This is a genomic window from Sulfitobacter sp. SBS6 (assembly GCF_048285585.1).
Lineage (GTDB): Bacteria > Pseudomonadota > Alphaproteobacteria > Rhodobacterales > Rhodobacteraceae > Sulfitobacter > Sulfitobacter pontiacus.
Genome location: NZ_JBLWBA010000005.1, coordinates 1,023,881 through 1,043,931, shown reverse-complemented (window position 1 = coordinate 1,043,931; position 20,051 = coordinate 1,023,881). Strand labels below are relative to the sequence as shown.

General features: G+C 62.1%; 16 protein-coding genes and 1 tRNA gene. 5 read left to right on the top strand and 12 right to left on the bottom strand.

What is annotated here, in order from left to right; translation table 11 throughout:
- Positions 1 to 9 precede the first annotated feature (9 nt).
- Entirely contained in the window at positions 10 to 3,546 is a 3,537-nt protein-coding gene (locus tag ACNQ62_RS08440) for a hypothetical protein (protein ID WP_418094641.1), read from the top strand.
- Positions 3,547 to 3,753: 207 nt separating this feature from the next.
- On the opposite strand, the gene ACNQ62_RS08435 is transcribed toward ACNQ62_RS08440, so the two are convergent.
- The 3 genes from ACNQ62_RS08435 to ACNQ62_RS08425 all read right to left on the bottom strand — a co-directional run bounded on the left by ACNQ62_RS08435 (position 3,754) and on the right by ACNQ62_RS08425 (position 5,687).
- Positions 3,754 to 3,828 (bottom strand) — tRNA-Gln (locus tag ACNQ62_RS08435).
- Positions 3,829 to 4,121: 293 nt separating this feature from the next.
- Entirely contained in the window at positions 4,122 to 5,111 is a 990-nt protein-coding gene (locus tag ACNQ62_RS08430; RefSeq protein ID WP_418094640.1) for an NADPH:quinone reductase, read from the bottom strand.
- 69 nt (positions 5,112 to 5,180) lie between these two features.
- Positions 5,181 to 5,687, bottom strand: a complete 507-nt coding sequence (locus ACNQ62_RS08425) for an SH3 domain-containing protein (RefSeq protein ID WP_005852039.1) — start codon at positions 5,685 to 5,687, stop codon at positions 5,181 to 5,183.
- Between the two features lie 126 nt (positions 5,688 to 5,813).
- Here ACNQ62_RS08425 and ACNQ62_RS08420 point away from each other — a divergent pair, with 126 nt between their 5' ends.
- The 4 genes from ACNQ62_RS08420 to ACNQ62_RS08405 all read left to right on the top strand — a co-directional run bounded on the left by ACNQ62_RS08420 (position 5,814) and on the right by ACNQ62_RS08405 (position 12,831).
- Positions 5,814 to 6,800 (top strand): 2-hydroxyacid dehydrogenase, encoded by a 987-nt coding sequence (locus ACNQ62_RS08420; RefSeq protein WP_037943631.1) that lies wholly within the window; start codon positions 5,814 to 5,816, stop codon positions 6,798 to 6,800.
- Positions 6,801 to 6,881: 81 nt separating this feature from the next.
- A complete protein-coding gene (gene ggt, locus ACNQ62_RS08415) occupies positions 6,882 to 8,690 on the top strand; it encodes a gamma-glutamyltransferase (protein ID WP_418094639.1) in 1,809 nt (602 codons plus the stop codon).
- Between the two features lie 30 nt (positions 8,691 to 8,720).
- Positions 8,721 to 10,133 (top strand): FAD-binding oxidoreductase, encoded by a 1,413-nt coding sequence (locus tag ACNQ62_RS08410; RefSeq protein WP_288959768.1) that lies wholly within the window; start codon positions 8,721 to 8,723, stop codon positions 10,131 to 10,133.
- Positions 10,134 to 10,338: 205 nt separating this feature from the next.
- Positions 10,339 to 12,831, top strand: coding sequence for a GcvT family protein (locus ACNQ62_RS08405; RefSeq protein WP_418094638.1), 2,493 nt, complete (start codon positions 10,339 to 10,341; stop codon positions 12,829 to 12,831).
- Between the two features lie 9 nt (positions 12,832 to 12,840).
- Here the strand turns inward: ACNQ62_RS08405 and ACNQ62_RS08400 are convergent, their stop codons facing one another.
- The 9 genes from ACNQ62_RS08400 to ACNQ62_RS08360 form a co-directional block, all read right to left on the bottom strand.
- Positions 12,841 to 13,320, bottom strand: coding sequence for an HNH endonuclease (locus ACNQ62_RS08400; RefSeq protein WP_418094637.1), 480 nt, complete (start codon positions 13,318 to 13,320; stop codon positions 12,841 to 12,843).
- A gap of 60 nt (positions 13,321 to 13,380) precedes the next feature.
- Positions 13,381 to 13,608, bottom strand: a complete 228-nt coding sequence (locus tag ACNQ62_RS08395) for a hypothetical protein (RefSeq protein WP_418094636.1) — start codon at positions 13,606 to 13,608, stop codon at positions 13,381 to 13,383.
- Between the two features lie 90 nt (positions 13,609 to 13,698).
- Positions 13,699 to 14,481 (bottom strand): GH25 family lysozyme, encoded by a 783-nt coding sequence (locus ACNQ62_RS08390; protein WP_418094635.1) that lies wholly within the window; start codon positions 14,479 to 14,481, stop codon positions 13,699 to 13,701.
- Between the two features lie 4 nt (positions 14,482 to 14,485).
- Positions 14,486 to 15,136 (bottom strand): DUF938 domain-containing protein, encoded by a 651-nt coding sequence (locus ACNQ62_RS08385; RefSeq protein ID WP_418094634.1) that lies wholly within the window; start codon positions 15,134 to 15,136, stop codon positions 14,486 to 14,488.
- Positions 15,133 to 16,218 (bottom strand): NAD(P)/FAD-dependent oxidoreductase, encoded by a 1,086-nt coding sequence (locus ACNQ62_RS08380; protein WP_418094633.1) that lies wholly within the window; start codon positions 16,216 to 16,218, stop codon positions 15,133 to 15,135. The genes ACNQ62_RS08385 and ACNQ62_RS08380 overlap by 4 nt, the downstream gene beginning before the upstream one ends.
- A 104-nt stretch (positions 16,219 to 16,322) precedes the next feature.
- A complete protein-coding gene (locus ACNQ62_RS08375) occupies positions 16,323 to 16,937 on the bottom strand; it encodes a glutathione S-transferase family protein (RefSeq protein ID WP_418094632.1) in 615 nt (204 codons plus the stop codon).
- A gap of 87 nt (positions 16,938 to 17,024) precedes the next feature.
- The gene (locus ACNQ62_RS08370) at positions 17,025 to 18,410 is read right to left on the bottom strand and encodes a PepSY-associated TM helix domain-containing protein (protein ID WP_418094631.1); all 1,386 of its coding nucleotides are present in this window, start codon (positions 18,408 to 18,410) and stop codon (positions 17,025 to 17,027) included.
- 68 nt (positions 18,411 to 18,478) lie between these two features.
- Positions 18,479 to 18,844, bottom strand: coding sequence for a hypothetical protein (locus tag ACNQ62_RS08365; protein ID WP_037943639.1), 366 nt, complete (start codon positions 18,842 to 18,844; stop codon positions 18,479 to 18,481).
- Between the two features lie 132 nt (positions 18,845 to 18,976).
- On the bottom strand, positions 18,977 to 20,050 hold the full coding sequence (locus ACNQ62_RS08360) for a BMP family ABC transporter substrate-binding protein (RefSeq protein ID WP_005852062.1): 1,074 nt from the start codon (positions 20,048 to 20,050) through the stop codon (positions 18,977 to 18,979).
- Between the last annotated feature and the right edge of the window lies 1 nt (position 20,051).

Below are 20,051 nucleotides of genomic sequence, written 5' to 3'. Positions count from 1 at the left end.
GGCGGAATGATGAGCAAGAAATTTATTCTCCCCGGTGTGCGTCGCTCCGTTTACGCGGCGTTGTTTGCGACCACTGCAATTGTGCCCATTGGAAGCGGAGCGTGGGGGCAAGACAGCGGCGCAGGTGCGCCGTCTGTGCCTGCCGAATTCACCGACACGGCACCGGCAGGCGCATTCTCTGACGTGGGTTTTGCCATCTCGATCGACGACGCGCCGGTGGCCGGTGCAAAGCGCGCACCAGTGACGGAGCGTAGACAAGAACGTGCTGTCACTAGCCCGCAGGTACAGGTGAAGTTCGACGGGTTGGACGCCAAGCCGATCCTGAACATCACAACGGCCGATCTTGGCGCAAGCTACCGCGCGGGCGAAACACTGCGCTTCCGAGCCTCCACGAACTACCCCGCTTACATCACACGCGGTGAAGTCCGCATCATGGACCTGACCCGCCCGACAAAACCTTTGGTGGCGAAACTGCCAATTGCGCCCAATGGCGTGGCGGCATGGACGATGCCGTCAAACGGGGAAGGCGAATACGGCTATGTGCTGCGGGTCTATGATGCGCAGGGGCGTTATGACGAGACAATAGAGCTACCGCTCCTGCGCACCGCGCGCGCTGATCTGGGGCAGCCGCTGCTAAACGGGCCGATTGCCGCGGCAGGCGAGGGCGAAGACCGCACCGCTCGGCGGCGCATTCAGGTTCAAGGTGGGGCGGTGACGGCATTTGGCGATCATGTCCGTCGCGGGCAATCCGTCATGGTCATGGGAGAGACGGTGCCTGTCGACGCCAACGGCAAATTCGTAATGCAGCGTATCTTGCCGCCCGGCGAACACGACGTACGCGTCGAGGTGCGACAGGGAAACCGCACCCTGCGCGACATCACCCGTGAGATCGATATCCCGAAAAGCGAATGGTTCTATGTCGGGATCGTTGACGCGACCCTGTCCAAGCGGATCGAAGACACGTTGGAGCAAACCGACGACGTGCAAGCCGACGGGCGCATGGCTGTCTATGCCAAAGGGCGTATCAAAGGGTCGACGTTGATCACGCTGTCGGTCGATACGGGGGAAGGCGAGCTTGACGACCTTTTTGGCCGTCTGAACGACAAGGACCCGCGTCGTGTGCTGGATCGGTTGGACCCTGAAGACTACTATCTTGTCTACGGGGACGACTCCACATCCTACGATGATGCGCCGACCTCTGGCCGTATCTACCTGCGGGTAGAGCGCAAACAGGGCTATGCCGTTTGGGGCGACTTCAAAGCGGACATTGCGGGCAATACGATGCTGCGCAATGATCGCAGCCTTTACGGGGGCAAACTGGCGTATCAGTCGGACGAGGTCACAACATCAGGCAATGCGCGTCTAGAGGCGCAAGCCTATGCCGCACAGCCAGACACTTTGCCACAGCGCGATGTTCTGCGCGGCACTGGCGGCTCCGCTTATTTCCTGTCGCGTCAGGATATCAATGGTTATTCCGAAACCCTGATGGTCGAGGTGCGCGACCCGGACACAGGTCGCATCATAGAACGTCGCACCCTTGAGCGGGATGTAGATTACGACATCGACTACCTGCAGGGCGTGGTGATCTTACGCAGACCGCTTAGCTCCTCGGCACCGGATAACACGGTGGTGCGCGACGGCGGGCTTGGCAGCAACGAGGTCAACCTCGTCGCGACGTACGAATATACACCCACCTTCGAAGATGTCGGCGGCAACGCTGTTGGGGGTAGGGTGCAGGGCTGGGCCAATGACCGTCTGCGTTTTGGCGTCACGGCCATGCGCGAAACGACAGGTGCAGCCGATCAGGACATGCAAGGGGTCGATGCCCGCTATGAGGTGTCAGATAACAGCTGGCTTGAAGCCGAAGTTGCGCAGACCAAAGGGCCTGGTTTTGGGAACACGTTTAGCACCGATGGCGGTTTCACGCTATCGTCTGAGGGAACAAGCGGCACCGCGCGCACGGCGTTGGCCTATCGTCTTGCGGGGCGGATGGATTTGATCGATGCGGGCTTTGACCGCGAAGGCTTTGTGGGCTTCTACCACGAGCACAAAGAAGGAGGGTTTTCTACCCTTGATGATGAAATCAGTCAGGATCAGAAACTGTATGGCGTCTACGGCGAGGTAGACACCTCAGACCGTATCACCTTGCGTTTCTCGGGCGAACAGTTCGACCGTGCAGGCGGGGACCGGCGCAGCGAAGTCGATGTCAGCCTCGCATACGCGCTGGACGATGTCTGGACCGTAGAGACGGGCCTTGCTTTCGACGAAGAGCGCTTCCAAGGCCGCCCCGGCGATGGCGGTGCGCGTCTGGATCTGGGCGTGCGTGTCACCTACAAGCCGAATGAGGACCGCGAGGTCTATGTCTTTGGACAGGGCACCGTGATGAATGACGGCGGCCTGGACGACAATAATCGTATGGGTGTCGGTGGGTCTGTCCGTTTGGGCGAACACGTCAGGCTGGGCGGCGAGGTTTCAGGCGGCGACGGCGGTGTCGGTGGCCTGTTGAAGTTGGGATATGCGCCGACAGCGGGGAACGAAGTTTATCTGGGCTATACTCTGGACCCGACGCGTGAAGTCTTGGGGCGCGAGCTTTCGGGCGACGACGGGGGGACCTTTGTTGTTGGTGGGCGACGGACCTACAGCGAACAGCTGACGACCTATGGCGAAAACAAATACGATATGTTCGGCAACCGGCGTTCGCTTACGAATAACTACGGTGTCAACTATTCGCCGAACCAGAAATGGACGTTCTCGGGCGCGATGGAGGCGGGTAAGATCGCTGACGATGTCGATGGCGATTTCACCCGACGGGCGATATCTTTGGGTGCGACGTATGCTGAACAAGAGGGCCTCGAAGCACGTCTGCGTCTCGAGCGCCGCCATGAAAACGGAGAGGGCACAACCCGCGACCGCGACACCTGGCTGCTGAGCGGTGGCACGTCCTATCAGACCAGCGATGATTGGCGGGTTCTGACCAAATTTGACGCGTTTGTTTCCGATTCCGATCAGTCCTCCTTCCTAGATGGGGAATTCATCGAGGCATCTGTCGGCTACGCCTACCGCCCCGTCGAAAATAACCGCTTCAACGGATTGATGAAACTGTCCTATCTGCGCGACCTACCCGCATCCGAGCAGTTGACCGTAGATGACTCCGACGAAGGCCCCAGCCAGAAAAGTGTGATCGCGAGCGTTGACGTGAACTACAACATCTCGCCCAAGCTTACGTTGGGTGGGAAATACGGCTACCGCTTTGGTGAAGTGGCCCCACGGGGTACGGATGATTTTGTTCAATCCTCCGCCCATCTAGGTGTGCTGCGCGCTGACTGGCACGTGGTGCACAAATGGGACGTCATGGCCGAGGGCCGCGTTTTATGGAGTCCTGAAACCGGCACGCGCGACACCGGTGGCTTGGTGGGCGTCTACCGTCATTTGGGCAGCAATGCGAAGGTGGGACTTGGCTATGAATATGGCAACGTCTCCGACGATTTGGCCGATATCGACTACGAACACAAAGGCGTCTTCTTGAATGTCATCGGTAAGTTTTAAATCTGCCGACTGAGCTTCAATCGCTCTCAGTACATTTAGCGAAAGCACCTGCCCCTTCGTGAAAGGGCCGGGTGTTTTTTTATGTTTAGAGATCGGAGGATATCTGTCGCTGCCGCGGTTAGATCAGCAAGCGCTGCGCTGCGACGCGAGTAGGACACGCTCGGCTTTCGGCCCGAAGGCCTGATCTTAATAATGTCTAAAGTGAAGTGGCTGGGATGGTAGGATTCGAACCTACGGTACACTGTACCAAAAACAGTTGCCTTACCACTTGGCTACATCCCAACGTGTGGGCGTAATTAGTCCGGAGTGCGGGGGGGTGCAATACCTTTCTGGAGAAAAAGTGGGGAGAATCTCGGAATTTATTCTTGAGCCGTGGTTGGGGCAGAGCAGGCTGTGTTCTATTGGGGAGGATCAGCGGGGTCGCTCGGCCGCAGGGGGCCTATTGCCGCCGTATGTCTTGCTGCTGATATCCTGCGGCCGAGCGAACACGTGATCGCGCGTAAGGGGGGCGTGGGGGCGCACCGCCGCCGTCCCCCTCGCTTCAAGGGTGCAGTATATGTCGCGTGCTAGGACTGTCAGCCTTCGCAGTTGATCAAGATCGCACCGGCGCGGGCACCGGCTTCGACGGCTTCGTGGGCTTTGACCGTGTCTGACAGCGCGAATGTCTGCTCGACCGGGCAGTGCAGCGCCCCTTCGGCCAAGGCTTGATGGGTTTTCTTGATCGCGAGGGCACGTTCGGCCTCGGTCAGCAGGTAGACGAGGATGATGTCGATGGTCACCGCCTTAAAGAGCAGGGGCAGGAAGGGGAGCGTCGGCTCCATCACCTTGGCAGAGCCATAGGCCGCGATGCGCCCGTTGGGTTTGATCACTTCGGCATCCAGCGCGATATTGGCCCCGAATTCGACCTCGATGATCTGGTCGACGGGGGCACCACCGTTGGCATCAAGCACCTGTTGCGCCAGATCGGGGGCGCTATAGTCCAGCACGACCTGTGCGCCTGCGGATTTTGCGCGCTCGGCCCCACTGGCTCCGGTGGTGGCGATAACGCGCGCCCCTGCCCAGGCGGCGAATTGCACGGCGAGATAGCCGACGGTGCCCGCGCCCCCCTGGATCAGCAGCGTTTGCCCCGCGACATCACCGCCGTTGAACACGGCGTGGGCCGCGGTCAACCCGGGGATGCCAAGGCTGGCGGCAGTGTCAAAGCTCACGTCATCGGGCAGCGGGACGGCCTGCGCTTGCGGCAGGGCGATATGGGTCGCGGCAGTGCCGAAGGGGCGCTGCCATTGCCCGTTCCAGATCCAGACGCGCTGTCCCACGCGGGCTTGGTCCACACCGTCGCCCACGGCCTCGATCACGCCGGCACCATCGCTATGCGGGATCACAGTCTCGAAGGGCGGATGGGTCATGCCGGGGCGCCCGCGTCGGGATTTCACATCGGACGGGTTGACGCCCGACACGGCCAGCCGCACCAGCACCTCGCCCGCAGCGGGGGCAGGGGTTGGCATCTCGGTCAGGGTTAGCACGTCGCGTGCTTCGCCAAGGGTGGAATAGGTGACTGCGCGCATGAGAGCTCCTGATCATGGGGACGGTTTTTGTCACCTAAGCCCAAGACCGCGGCATGTGCAATTGCGCGGTCAGTCGCGTAGCTCTTTCGGGCCCACGCCCCAGAGCCGCGCTTTGGGGGCCCAGCCTTTATAGCCGCCGACCCTCAGGAAACACCATTCAAGGTCGCAGGCTCCGAGCCGCGCGATCACGCCCAGTTCAAGTTCTGCCTCGACGGGGGCCTTGGGGTCGGGGCGGACAAGCAGCTGCAGACGGTCCTGTTCGACCAGAACGGTGCGCGTGCCCGACAAAAGCGAATAATGCACCCAGCCGCCCATACCGTCGCGGTCTTCGACGCGGCGCCAATGGCCATGCTCTGCCGTGATGCGCAGGGGCAGGTCGCGATGTTTGAACACCCAATCGATCCGGTGCGTCAGCGACGGCCCGCGCCGCACGTTCCCCTCGCTCGCTTTCATGGACACGAAACGGGGCACCGGCAGGTTGGTCACTTGGCCGACCTCTTGCGCGAAAACCGGGGTGGTGCACAGGTGAACGGCTGCAAGGGCGCCCAAAAGGACGGAACGTAACATCGGTTTCATGACTGCCTGTCTGGTCTGTTGCCGTTGATTTAATGCAGTTTTGCCCTGCGAGGTTCTTGTGCCTCGTCTCTGCTTGGGACACCATGCCACCAAGCACAGTGCAAAGCCATATTTGGGAGGCCCACAATGTCAAAGCAACCGCTAAGTGTTGTAGTCACGCGACGGTTGCCGGAAGTCGTCGAAAAGCGATTGACGGAACTGTTTCATGTGACGTTGCGCGCGGATGACACGCCGATGACCCGCTCTGAACTGGGCGAGGCGATGAAAACTGCGGATATCTTGGTGCCCACCGTGACCGATGAAATCGACGCAGCACTGATCGGGCAGGCGGGGGACCGGCTGAAACTGATCGCGAACTACGGGGCGGGGGTCGATCATATTGACGTGATGACAGCGCGGCAGCGCGGGATTCTGGTGTCCAATACCCCCGGCGTGCTGACGGAAGACACCGCCGATATGACCATGGCGCTGATTCTCGCGGTCACACGGCGCATGTCCGAAGGCATGGCACAGATGCAAAAAGGCGATTGGCAGGGCTGGGCCCCGACTGCGCTGCTTGGCGGGCGCGTCAGCGGCCGCCGTTTGGGTATTCTGGGGATGGGCCGCATTGGTCAGGCCGTCGCACGGCGCGCGGCTGCCTTTGGCATGCAGGTCCACTACCACAACCGCCGCCGTCTGCGCCCCGAGATCGAAGAGAGCCTTGGCGCGACCTATTGGGAAAGCCTTGACCAGATGGTGGCCCGCATGGACGTGATGAGCATCAACTGCCCGCACACCCCCAGCACCTTCCATCTGATGAACGCCCGCCGCCTGAAGCTGATGAAGCCCGACGCGGTGATCGTAAACACCTCCCGGGGGGAGGTGATCGACGAAAACGCCCTGACGCGGATGCTGCGCGCGGGCGAGCTGCAAGGCGCAGGGCTGGACGTGTATGAACACGGCACCGACATCAACCCGCGCTTGCGCGAGCTGAGCAATGTCGTGCTCTTGCCGCATATGGGGTCTGCGACGCTCGAAGGGCGGGTGGAGATGGGCGAGAAGGTCATCATCAACATCAAGACCTTCGAAGACGGGCACCGTCCGCCCGATCAGGTCGTCCCCTCGATGCTTTAGGCGCAGCGCCTGTGCGGTTCAATTTGCGCTGGCGCTAAAAACAAGTAGGTTGACCCCGAGCACCGGAACGGGGAGGGGACCATGCTTGCACATCACATTGTAAAATACATCGGGCGGACCTGCACAGCCATCGCCATAGGTGGTTTTGTAAGCGGGGCCGCTTTCGCGCAACAGGCCGCCGATAGCGTTGCGCCCGAAGGTGCCAGCCAAGGCAGCTTTACCGGCATGTCGCCGCAGATCACCGCCGCCTTCGAGGCTAAGGATGCGGGCAAACCCGTCATCGCCCGGAACTGGATGGTCGCCGCTGCCAACCCTCATGCGGTTCAGGCAGGGGCGGATGTGCTGGCACGGGGGGGCACCGCTGCCGACGCGCTGGTCGCCGTCCAAGCGATGCTGGGGCTGGTGGAGCCGCAAAGCTCTGGCCTGGGTGGCGGGGCGTTTCTGGTCTGGTATGACGCCGCATCGGGCAGGCTGACCACGCTGGACGGGCGCGAGACTGCGCCGCTGGCGGTCACGCCGCAATTGTTTCAGGACGATCAGGGGGTCCCGCTGGGGTTCTTTGACGCCGTCGTTGGCGGGCGGTCGGTCGGTACGCCGGGCACACCTGCGTTGATGGCCGCAGCGCATGAGAAATGGGGCAACCAGCCCTGGGCCGATTTGCTGGCCCCCTCTGTCGCACTGGCCGAGAAGGGCTTTGCCGTGTCCCCACGTCTTGCGGGGCTGGTGGCTGATGACGCCGAACGGCTGGCAACGTCGGAAACGACAGCATCCTATTTCATGCCGAACGGCACGCCGGTGCAGGCAGGCGATACGCTCAAGAATCCCGATTATGCCCGCACGGTCGCGGCGATGGCTGAACGCGGGGTGGAGGCTTTCTATACCGGCGACATTGCGCGCGACATCGTGGGGGCTGTCCAAGGGGCCACCAACCCCGGTGTGCTGTCAGAGGTCGATCTTTCGATCTATCGGGTCAAGGAACGCGACGCCCTTTGCGCGCCCTATCACGGGCATGAGGTCTGCGGCATGGGGCCGCCGTCCTCTGGTGCGCTGGCCGTAGGGCAAATACTGGGGCTGCTGGAAAATGCGGACCTGAGCGCCGGACCGGCGGACGCGGATGTGCTGCGACTGATCGGCGATGCCTCGCGGCTCGCCTTTGCGGATCGGGGGCGCTATGTGGCCGATACCGATTATGTGCCGGTGCCGGTGACCGGTATGCTCGACCCATCCTATCTGGCGGAACGCGCCAAGCTGTTGCAGGGCGACGATGCGCTGCCCGAAGTCACCGCAGGCGCGCCCGCTTTCGACCATGCCCTAAATTTTGCCGATGATATCTCTATCGAGCTGCCGTCGACCTCGCATGTGTCGATCGTGGACAGCATGGGTAACGTCGCAAGCATGACCACCACCATCGAAAACGGCTTTGGGAGCCGCCTGATGGTGCGCGGGTTTTTGTTGAACAACGAGCTGACGGATTTCTCTTTCCGGTCGCATACCGATGGTGTGCCGATTGCCAATCGGGTCGAGCCGGGAAAACGCCCGCGCTCGTCGATGGCACCGACGATTGTGATGAAAGATGGCGCGCCGGTTCTGGCCGTGGGCAGCCCCGGTGGCAGCCGCATCATCGGCTATGTCGCGGGCGCGATCATCGCGCATCTGGATTGGGGGATGGATGTGCAACAGGCCGCAGCACTGCCCCATGCGATCAACCGGTTCGGCCCCTACGACCTTGAGGAAGGCACCGACGCCGCCGTGATGGCCGATGCGCTGATGGGCCTTGGCTACGAGGTGAACACCCGCGCGCTGACCTCGGGGCTGCATATGATTTCGATTGGCGATGATCTGCGCGGCGGGGCTGACCCGCGCCGCGAAGGCATTGCCCTTGGCGAGTGATCGCCCATTCTGAACCAAAGGAAAGACCACATGGCACAGGCCACCGACATGCCCCGCAACGAGACCGGGATCGACACCGCTTTGGGTATCCTCAAGCAGCAATTCGGCGAACGCTTCCAGACGGGGGACGCGATCCGCGAACAGCACGGGCATACGACGACCTGGATCAGAAATCAGGCCCCCGATGCAGTGGTTTTTGCCCGCTCGACCGACGATGTCGCGGCTGTGGTCAAGGTCTGCGCCGCGCATAAGGTGCCGGTCATCGCCTTCGGCACCGGCACCTCGCTTGAAGGGCATGTGAATGCGCCCGCGGGGGGCGTGTCGATCGACGTCACGCAGATGGACGCGGTGGTCGAGGTCAACGCCGGCGATCTGGATTGCCGCGTGCAACCCGGCGTCACCCGCGAGGCATTGAACACTCATTTGCGCGATCAGGGGCTGTTCTTTCCCATTGATCCCGGGGCCAATGCCTCGCTTGGCGGGATGACGGCGACGCGGGCCTCGGGCACCAATGCGGTGCGCTATGGCACGATGAAGGACAACGTGCTGGCGGTCGAGGCGGTGATGGCCGATGGCACGGTGATCCGCACCGGCGCACGGGCGCGCAAATCATCCGCCGGATACGATCTGACGCGTCTGATGGTGGGCTCTGAAGGGACATTGGGCGTGATCACCGAAATCACGTTGAAGCTACAAGGCATCCCCGAGGCAATCAGCTCTGCCCGCTGTTCCTTCCCCTCGGTCGAGGCGGCCTGTGAAACGGTGCAAAGCGTGATCCAATACGGGCTGCCCGTCGCACGGATAGAGCTGCTGGACGCGATGGTCGTGCGCGCGGTGAATGCCTATGCCAAACTGTCGCTGCCCGAAACGCCGATGTTGCTACTGGAGTTTCATGGCTCCGACGCCGGTGTAGTCGAACAGACCGAGACATTCGCAGCGCTTGCCGATGAAAACGGCGGCACCGACTATCAGGCGACCACCACGATGGAGGAACGCAACAAGCTGTGGCAAGCGCGCCATGATGCCTATTGGGCGATGCTGGCCCTGCGCCCCGGCTGCAAGGCGGTGGCGACCGACGTTTGTGTGCCGATCTCAAGGCTGGCCGAAGCGGTCGGGCGCGCGAACGCCAAAGCGGCGGAGCTGGACCTGATCGCGCCCATCGTCGGCCACGCAGGCGATGGCAATTTCCACGCCTCGCTGCTGCTGGATATGGACGACGCGGATGAAGTCGCCCGCGCCGAGGCGTTCATTAGCTGGCTCAACGAGCTCGCGATCTCGATGGAGGGGACATGCACCGGAGAGCATGGCATCGGACAGGGCAAACGCCCCTATCTGGTCAAGGAACTGGGAGCGGCAGTGGGCGTCATGGGCGCGATCAAACAGGCGCTCGACCCCGATAACATTATGAACCCGGGCAAGATTCTTCCCGAATCCCTGGCGTAGTCGGGACGGCGCGGGCTGTATATCGATCCCTGCCACCGGCAGGGATGCGATGCCTCCGGCGGGGATTTTAACCATTTGGAAGCGGCCTGCGCGCGAGTTTTTCGACGTTGGTCGCATTTGTGCTGTCTTTGGTCGGCTGGGTTCTGCGTTTTGCGCGGGGACTGCTAAATGTCGCTAAGACCTATTCTGGCGGAGCATTGGATTCATGAAAACTCAAGTCAAAGCACTGGTTGTGGGCGGCGGCGCCGTTGGCACGTCGATTGCCTATCATCTGGCCCGCGCCGGATGGGATGATGTGATGTTGCTTGAGCGGGACGAGCTGACCTCGGGGTCTACATGGCACGCGGCAGGGTTGCTGCCCTATTTCAACATGTCCTATGCGACGACCCACATCCACGACTATTCGATCAAGTTCTACAAGACGCTTGAGGAAGAGACCGGCCTGAACGCGGGCTTTGCCGTGGTGGGCAACCTGCGCATGGCGCAGACGGACGAACGCATGGATGAATACATGCTCTATGCCTCGACCGCCGAGACCTGCGGCGTGCCCTATACCTTCATGACGCCGGACGAGATCAAGGCAAAATGGCCGCTCATCAAGACCGACGATCTGAAAGGCGCGCTGTACCACCAGACGGACGGCTACATTAACCCCGCCGATGTCACCATGGCGATGGCCAAGGGCGCGCGGCAGCGGGGCGTGGCGATCGAGCGCAAGTGGCAGGCGGATGCCTTTCACTGGAATGGCGCGGCGTGGGAGGTTACCGTCACCAAGATGGTCGAGAAGGGCGGGAACCTTGTCCCCTCGGACGAGCAGGTCGTGATCACCGCCGAGCATGTCGTTACCGCCAGCGGCAACCACGCGCAGCGCACCGCCAAGATGCTGGGCATCAAGATGCCTGCCATTCCGGTCGAACATACGTTTATCGTGATGGATCAGGACCCCGAGCTGGTCAAATGGCGCGCCGATGGCAATCCGGAGCATCCGGTTGTGCGGGACGCCGATAATGAATCCTACGCCCGCGAAGAGCGGGGCGGCTGGATTTTGGGCATTTATGAACGCGGCGCGCCTGCGCGGTTCGAATATGGGGTGCCGGACAGCTTCCGGGCCGATCTATTTCCGCTGGATCTGGACCGGATCGCGGATCAGTATATGGCGATGGCCGACCGCGTCCCGTCTTGTGCGGACTCCGGCCTCAAGGACGATTTCAACGGACCGATCTGCTATACGCCCGACGGCAACCCGCTGGTTGGTCCGGCACCCGGGTTGCGCAATATGTGGCTGGCCGAAGGGTTTTCCTTCGGGATCACAGCTGCGGGGGGCACGGGCTACTATCTGGCGCAGATGATGGTCGACGGCGAGGCCGAGATCGACATGGCGTCGCTGGACCCCAAACGCTATGGCGACTGGATGACCACCGAATATGCCGCGCGCAAGAACGAAGAGGCCTATGAGCACGTCTATATCCTGCACCACCCGGATGAGGAGCGCCCCGCGTGTCGGCCCTTGCGTACCTCGCCTGCCTATGACCGTCAGGCGGCCCGTGGCGCACAGTTCGGCCATGTGAACGGGTGGGAACGCCCGAACTACTTTGCGCCGCTGGGGTTCAATGATCACGACAGCCGGTCCTTCCGGCGCGGCGGCTGGTGGCAGCATGCGGTCGATGAGGCCAAGGCGATCCGCGAGGGCGTGGGCCTGATCGATGCGACCGCCTTTACCAAACATCTGGTCAAGGGGCCGGGGGCCACTGCCTTTCTGGATTGGTTCACCTGCAACAAGCTGCCTTCTGTCGGGCGGATCAACCTGACCTATGCGCTGACGATCAACGGCACCACGCGCACTGAATATACCATCGTGCGGCTCGCTCAGGATGAATACTACCTTGTGTCCGCCGGGGCCTGGACGGCCTATGACAGTGATTTCCTGCGCAAGGCCATCGCCGATAAAGCACCCGAATTCGGGTATATCGAATGTCATGACGTGACCACGCAATGGGGTGTCTTTGCCATCGCGGGCCCCAAATCGCGCGATGTCCTGAAAGAGGTCATCAAGGACGCGGACCCCGAGACGGTGCTGAGCAACAAGCGGTTCCCCTGGCTGACCATGCGCAATATCGAGCTGGGGATGGTCCCCGTCCGCGCCATCCGCGTCGCCTATACCGGAGAGCTCGGCTGGGAGCTGCACCACCCGATCGAGATGCAGAACCACCTGTTCGATCTGCTGGAGAAGGCGGGCGAGAAACACGGGATGAAACTGGTCGGCGCGCGGGCACAGAACTGGCTGCGGCAAGAGAAATCCTACCGCGCTTTCGGCAATGAACTGGGCCGCGATGCCACCCCGCTAGAGGCTGATCTGCCGCGCTTTGTCGACCTGTCCAAGGACTTCCACGGCAAGGACGCAATGCAGGCCCATGGTATCCGCAGCAAATGTGTGACCTTGCTGATCGACGGGCCCGACGACGCCGACCCTTGGGGCCGCGAAGTGCTGTACCACGGCGACACCCGCGTCGGGCGTCTGACCTCGGGCGGGTATTCGGTGGCCTTCGGTAAATCCATCGGCATGGGCTACGTCAAACCCGACATCGCGGAGGTCGGCACGAAGCTGAAGGTCAAGATGTTCGACCAGCTGTGGGACGCCGAAGTGGTGGAGGACAGCCCCTACGACCCGAAAAACGCAACGATCCGTGTGGATGGGTGAGGCTTGAACCTAGTCGAGCGGCGGCATGCTCTGCCGCTCGGCCATGCGCTGCCGGTGATGTTGAAGATACGCAGGGTCGGGCAGGAACCGTTCTGGTAACTGTAACCTTTCGGAGGCACCGACAGCTAGTTTGCGTTTAGATTCGGCGGGCAAATCATCGGCCATGATCATGCGGTAATCATCGTCAAAACTGATCAGATGTCGGTCAAAGGCGCGATCATGAAGGGCGTTCAGGCAAATGCCATTTTCGGGGTAGAACCGTTGAGCATCGTCCTCTTGCCACCCGACGATATGATTTGCGGTCAGCAGGCGCGTATCGTCGATACCCGTTAGGGCACAGCGAGAGCGATAGTTGCTCAGGATCATCTCGCGAAAGAAGCTTTGTCCGCGCCGCTGCACAACCGTACGTTCGGTGACTTCGGATTGCTTTGCGATCCAGTTTGCCTGTCGCTGCTCGGAAAAACCGGGTGTCTGCTGGGGTGACGGCAATATCTGCGCTTCATAGGCATTAAATACGATAGAGGGGTCTTGCCGGAACCGCGCCCAGACTTACCGGTCCATCTCAGAAAGGTTGCCGAGCCCCCTTTGCGGCAGTGTGTCATCCAGCGCGGCAAGATTGGACAGTTTCATTGCCACGGCCGATGGCGTGCGTCCGATCCGTTCTGCCATGCGGATGATCTGCGGTGTGCCGGAATGGAACTTGCCAAAAGGAAGCCGCAGATACAGTGACAAAGCCTCAGTGACCTCGCCTTCGGTCCAATTTCGACGTGTCGTCATATACCTGCCGTTTTCGCTCGGAAAATCCTGCCAGGTTCAATTTATAATTGCAATGTCAAAGGTCTTGCCTTGCTAGATTGTAGCGGCGATCTACCGCACCTGACGCCGCGAAAGCCAGTTGTCCCAACTGCTGGGGCTACCGGCATAGACGTTGATGTCGATGTCGCCGGCGGCTCCGGGGACGCGGCCGGTGCTGGTGTATTGCCAGAAGGTCCAGCGCTCGTCGGGGTATTTCTCGGACGGGTGGGCGGCGGTGGAGCGGAGCCAGAATTCAACACCGCGCAGACGCCCCATGTCATTCTGGGCATAGAACTCCGGCGTGGTGTAGACGACGGGCTGCTGCCCGTAATGCGCGCGCAGGATGCTTAGAAAGGTCTGCGCGTTGCGGCGGACGGTATCGGCGGGCGGGCGCAGGGTACAGGTGGGGGAAAAGGGGTTCCACTCCAGATCCAGCACGGGGGGCAGCATGCCCGGCACTTTGGGCACGTTTTCGATGAACCAGCGGGCCTGTTTCTCGGGCGTCGTGCAGAAATAGTAGAAGTGGTAGGCCCCGCGGGCGACACCGGCGCGGCCGGCACCCTCCCAGTGGTTCTGGAACATCGGGTCCAGCAGATCGCCGCCTTCGGTGGCTTTGATGAAGGCGAAGTTCACGCCGGAGACGCGGGCCTCGCCCCAGTTCAGCGGTTGCTGGAAGCGCGCCACATCGATGCCGTGCACCGCATAGCGGTCGGGGCTTTGGCCGGGCCAGTCGAACGGCTTGCGGTCGCCGAAATTGGCCGCCGTCACATCCCCCACAGGGACAGAGAGTTGCGGCGCACCACAGGCCGAAAGGGCAAGGGCAGAGAGGAGGGCAAGAACGCGAAGTCGGGGCATAGGGTCACGGCTTTCGTGCGATAAAGGCCAGATTATTGGCGGGCATGTCGATCCTGTCGATCGGGCTTAGTGCAGCATCGCTGAGCCAACGCGTGATGTCGACCGTATCCTTGTACCCGATCGCAGGATCGGCGGTGCGCAGCTCGGCGTCGAATTTCGCATCTCCGTCGGAGGTGAGCACACCCTCGCGGCGGAACGGACCATAGAGGATCAACGTGCCACCGGCGGCGAGCGCAAGCGCGGCTTCGGCGATGACCTGCTGCGCGGCCTCTGTCGGGATCAGATGCAGCAGGTTGGCGAGGAAGATCAGGTCTTGCGGTGGCAGTGGCTTGTGCCAACCCGTCGCCGTGGCATCCAGCGGGGCGGCGGGGGCGACGTTGGTCAGCCCGGCTTCGGCGATATAGGCGTCGATGCTGTCGCGGCGGTCAGGGGCAGGCTCGGTCGGCTGCCAGTAAAGATCGGGTAGGGCGCGGGCGAAGGCGGCGATATGCTGCCCCGTCCCGCTGGCAATCTCGAGCGCGCGACCTGTCTGAGGTGCATGGTCACGCAGCAGGTCACATAGGGCGTCTTTGTTCCGGTCGGCGGCGGGGGCGTGCAGCATGGCACCGCGGGTGGGCAGAGCGACGCTGGCGCTTGGGGGAAGCTTGGCTGTCATGCGCGCAGCCTATCGGGGCGCAGTGCCTCGTCCACCGGATCGGGCAGCGAGGGGGCGTTGCCAAGGGTCAGATCTGCCACCAGTTGCGAGGCGGCGGCGCTGGTCTGGAAGCCGTAGCCGCCTTGTCCCGCGCTCCAGATGAAGTCGGGCTGGGCGGGATCGGGGCCCAGCACCAGCGTGCGGTCCACGGCAAAGCTGCGCAGCCCCGCCCATGTCGCGATGGGTTTCGTCAGCGGCACGGCGACCATATTCTGATACCGCTCCAGCCCCTCGGCCAGCACCATGTCGTCGGCCCATGCGTCCTGCGGTTCGGTCGCGTCCTCATCGGCGGGCGAGATCAGCAGCGCACCCGCGTCGGGCTTGGCGTACCATCTTTCGCCCACGCCAAAGAACATCGGCCAGCGCGACAGGTCATGCCCGCCCGGTGCCGCAATGCGGGCCATGGACCGGCGGTAGGGGGTGATGCCGATGGGGGGCAGACCGGCCAGAATGGCGATCTGGTCGGCCCAGGCTCCGGCGGCGTTAACCAGTTTTGCGGCGTGATGGATGTGCGGGCCTGCGGTGACCTTCCACGTATTGCCCGTGCGGGTGATGGATGTGACGGGATGCCCGGTTTCAATCCGTCCGCCATTGCCGCGCAGCTCTTTGGCGAAATCCTGCAGCAGACGGTCGGTATCAATATCATGGGCGTCAGCGTGGTAGCCGGCAAAGGCGATGCGCTCGGCGGCCAGGATAGGCACAAGGCGCAGCGCATCATCGGGGGTGATCTGTTCGACCCCCATATGGGCGAGATCGCTGTGAAACGCCTCTTCCTCGTGGCGGTCGGCGATGATCATCAGGCCGCGCGGGGACAGGTAGCCGCCGTCGTGCAGGTAGCCGATGGTGGCCTTGTTCAGCGCCTGCACGGAGGGGGCACCGTAGTTTTCTTCGATCAGCGCGGCCGACCGGCCCGAGGCGTGATAGCCAAGCGCTTTTTCCCCTTCGATCACCGTGACTTTTGCATCACCGGACAGGCGCGCCGCGGCAGAGATGCCCGCGATGCCGCCGCCGATCACAAGGATATCGGATGTGTTTTCTGTCATAGCTGCCCCCTGTCCCTTGCACTGGTTTCACGCAGGCCTGTCCCGCCGGCCCCAAGCTCTTTGCTTATGGGTGACATGGGCAGGTGGGACGTGCAACCGCGCGGTTAGGCATCAGTCTTGCCGCGCGCGGTGGCGCGACCATAGGCGGGGCGCGCGTGGATCATCTCGACAAAGCCAGCGAGCGCGGGATAATCCTTGGCGCGGCCCTGCTGCATCGCGATCTCTGCCGGAAAGCTGAGCATGATATCCGCCGCCGACAGCGTATCTTGCACAAAATGCCCCGAGGCCCGCACGCGGCTGTTCATGTAGCTGTAGTGGTTCTCCAGTTCAGACGCGATGCGCGGATGCAGCGGTGCACCGGCGTCGCCCAAACGGCTGACATAGAGGTTCAGCAGGATCGGCGTCATCGCGGACCCTTCGGCGAAATGCATCAGTTCAAGGTGCTGCAAATAGGCGGCGCTGTCACGATCGGGGATCATCTGCGGCGCGAAACGGGTGCAAAGCACCTCGGTGATGGCCGCGCTCTCGGCGATCAGCGTCCCGTCGATCTCGACCATGGGGGATTTGCCCAAGGGGTGCACGAGCTTTAGTTCGGGCGGGGCGAGGTTGGTCTTGGCATCGCGGGTATAGGGGATGACATCATAAGGCGCGCCGATTTCTTCGAGCAGCCACAAAATGCGATGAGAGCGGGACCGGTTCAGGTGGTGGATTTTGATCATGACGCTGATGATAGCGTGTTGCAGGCGGATGGGTAGTGGGCATGCATCCCCCGCGCCGTATTTGACAAACGGCGCGGGGGCTTCAGGTCAGGTCAGACGGTGGCGCAGCGCGGGCAGGCGCGACAGGATCAACACATCGACCGCCAGCACGCTCAGCAGCACGGCCCCGGCCATGGGGAAGGCCATCGACACGAACAGCCCGACCAGCACGGCACCCTGCCACAACGGCAGCTCTGACGGCATGGGCGGGGCGGACAGGCGGCCAGCGGCGGTAGGGCGACGCTTCCACCAAAGCACCAGCGCACTGACGCAGAGGAACAGCACCGACAGGCAGACCAGCGTATTGGCCAGCACGCTCAGCAGCCCCAACGTGCCCATGTGCAGCGCAATCCCCAGCGCCATGGCTTTGCCCGCAAGAGAATAATCGGCATAGCGCACATCGGCGAGGATATTGCCGCTGTGCTGGTCGATATGCACGGTGCGGTCCGACATCGGGTCGGTGCTGTCGGTGTTCATGGAATCGCGGCTCAGCGTCCAGACGCCGGTATCGTCCTGCGGCAGGTTCATCTGATAGCGCGCGTCAAAGCCGATCTCGCGCGCCAATGCATCGATGCTGTCAATCGTGACGGCCCCTTCAATGCCCGCCTCCCCAGCCGCGCTACCAGAGGCAGGCATCGGCGTTTGTTCCAGCGCCCAAGGCACCTCGCGGCGGTGGTGGTTCATGCTGGCGTGGATGTCGTCCGAGAGGGGCACGGCATCCCATTTCTCGGCGGGGAACTGGCTCCAGGCTTGCACCATCTTGCCGCCCCAGATGCCCGCCCAGGACAGGCCCGAGATCAGGAACAGCACCAGAAAGGCCGATACCCAGATGCCCACAACACCATGCAGCGATTTCCACATCGCACGGCCCTTGGTGAAACGTGGCACCAGCGTCCCGCGCCAGCCTGCACCACGCGGCCACCACATATAAAGCCCCGTGGCAATCAGCACCAAAGCGATCGAGGCCGCGGCTTCTATCATGCGATCACCGGTCACCCCCAGCATCAGATCACTGTGGATGCCATCCGCGAAATCGTACCAGCCGGACCGACGCGGAAAGCTCTCGATTACCTTGGCCGTATAGGGATCAACCGCAACCATCACCGCATCCCCATCGTGGTCCACGCGGAACAGGGCCGCCAGATCAGGCGCGCGCGGCGCCACATATTGCACCAGCGTGCCGCCGGGCACGGCCTCGACCGCGGCTTGCGACTGTGCCGAGACCGACAGGGCGGTTTCCTGCACGGTCACCGGGGTAAATTCACCGTCGCGCCCGTCAATCCAGGCGATCCACAGCATCGCCATGCCGGTTATGGCGAGAACCGACAGAAAGGGCAGCACGAACAGCCCCGCATAGAAATGCCAGCGCCATGCAGCAAAGTAGAGTTTGTTCACGCCGCCGTCGGGCTGCGCGGTTTGGGTAGGGGTCGTCATATGAGGGCTCCAAGCCTAAGGGCCTGCATCATCGGCAGGCGGAAAGAATGAACAGATGGGATAGATGTTCAGACTTGGGGCGGGGCGCGGGTCAGCCGGCTGGGGTCAGGCTTGCGCGTGTGCAGCAGCCGTTTCGCGACAAAGCGCAGGGTTTGCGTTTTCTCAAGCACGGGAACGGGCAGGCCGGTGACCGCTTCGGGCAGCGCCATGGCACCGATCAGGCGGCAGGTCTTGCAATCGGCCATAGTGCCTGAGTGCGGGCTATCACCAGTGCCGCATAGGTCCGCCAGCGCGCCGCCATTGGCAACATAGGCTTGCAGCTCGGGCGACAGGTCTACGGGCGCGAAACGATGCGCAAACCCCGATGTCGCAAGCGACAGCAGCACCAGAACGGTGGCAAGAAGTTGGCAGGGGAAGGCGGGCAGAAAGCGCATGTACCTTCTGTAGGCAGCTTGGTCGCCCCGCACCAGATGCGTTTTGTCGCAAGACGGGACACCGCGGTGATTTCGCAACAAAAAAGGCCCCGCAGATGCGAGGCCTTTGATCGTGACAGGTCAGTGTCCGGCTTAGTTCGGAATGTCGCCCTTGATGCCTTCGACATAGAAGTTCATGCCCGCCAGCGTGCCGTCATCGGCGGTTTCGCCTTCCGCCAGGAAATCGGAACCGTCCTGCTTTTTCAGCGGGCCGGTGAACGGGTGGTAGGACCCATCCGCGATCGATGCTTTCAGCGCCAGCGCTTCTTCTTTTACGTCAGCAGGCACGGCGTCCGTAATCTCGCCGATACCAACCATGCCGGCACCGATGCCGTCCCATGTGTCTTTGCTTTCCCAGGTGCCATCCATGACCGCTTTGGTGCGGGCGATGTAATAGGGGGCCCAATCGTCAATGATCGACGAGACGCGCGGCTTGGGCGCGTATTGCGCCATGTCGGACGCCTGACCAAAGGTGATCACGTCACCCGCTTCTTGCGCCGCCGCCTGAGGTGCTGTGGAATCGGTGTGCTGCAGGACAACATCCGCACCCTGTTCGATCAGAACCTTGGCCGCATCTGCTTCTTTGGCGGGGTCAAACCATGTGTAGGCCCAGACGATCTTGAACTCGACATCGGGGTTCACCTTCTTGGCGTGAATATAGGCCGAGTTGATGCCCCGGATCACTTCGGGGATCGGGAAGGACCCGATATAGCCGATGATGTTCGATTTAGTCATCTTGCCCGCGATGTGACCCTGAATGGCGCGACCTTCGTAGAAACGCGCGGAATAGGTCGACACGTTGTCGGCACGCTTGTAGCCGGTGGCGTGTTCGAATTTCACATCCGGGAATTTGCCCGCGACATTGATGGTCGGGTCCATATAGCCAAATGACGTGGTAAAGATCAGGTCCGCGCCGTCCAGCGCCATCTGCGTCATCACACGCTCGGAATCGGGGCCCTCGGCCACGTTTTCAACAAAGACGGTTTCGACAGCGTCGCCGAATTCTTTCTCGACTGCGAGACGGCCCTGGTTGTGTTCATAGGTCCAGCCGCCATCGCCGACGGGGCCAACAAAGACAAAGCCGACTTTGGTCTTGTCTTGGGCATATGCGCCGCCCGCAAGCCCAAGCGCCAGTGCCGCGCTGGCCATAAGTGTGGTGAATTTCATA